General features: G+C 68.3%; 1 protein-coding gene. It reads right to left on the bottom strand.

The features are described from left to right. Positions 1-145: 145 nt before the first annotated feature. Complete coding sequence (locus ABGB18_RS49400; RefSeq protein ID WP_347702671.1) at positions 146-511, bottom strand: hypothetical protein; 366 nt, start codon at positions 509-511, stop codon at positions 146-148. Between the last annotated feature and the right edge of the window lie 95 nt (positions 512-606).

Below are 606 nucleotides of genomic sequence, written 5' to 3'. Positions count from 1 at the left end.
GGCCGTACCCCCGGCCCGCCCATAACCACCCGCCTGGAGGCCCGCCCCAGCAAGTGAAGCCAGACGGGTAACCGGCGTCAGCGCACCCGGCCACGTCCATCAGCGCGTCCAGCCAGGACATGTGTTGTGCGCACATCGACACCCCTCACACACGCAGGACGGTGACCTGGCGGCTCGACGGCGTGGTCGCCTGCTCGAAACCGCCGCGCTCTTTCCACGCGGGGGCCTCTGGGCGGCGGTCGAAGATGACCAGGACGCCGGTGGGCAGGGTCAGTCGGTCGAGGTAGCGGTCGAGCTGGGCCAGACCCTCGGGCTTCGGGTCGTCTGCGCCGGGTCTCCATACCTTGAGTTCCATGGCCTCGCGTTGCATCAGCCGTCCACCGTCGGGACCGCTGTAGGGCCAGCGAACGAGCACGTCCAGGCGTTTGGTGCCGGCGGCGTATTCACGGTCGAGGTAGCCGCCGCCGTTGACCAGGCGGTGAGCTGCCCCGGGTTGGTTGGAGGCTCCCAAGACTGGAAGGCTGGGAGTCGTGCCCGCACCGAGGAAGTATCCCCCAGAGCTGCGTGATCGCGCCGTCAAGATGGTATTCGACCTGCGTGAGGAGA

The organism is Nonomuraea sp. B12E4 (assembly GCF_039871825.1).
Taxonomy (GTDB): Bacteria; Actinomycetota; Actinomycetes; order Streptosporangiales; family Streptosporangiaceae; genus Nonomuraea.
The sequence above is the reverse complement of the archived record's forward strand: the minus strand, read 5'-3'. Positions and strand labels throughout refer to the sequence as shown.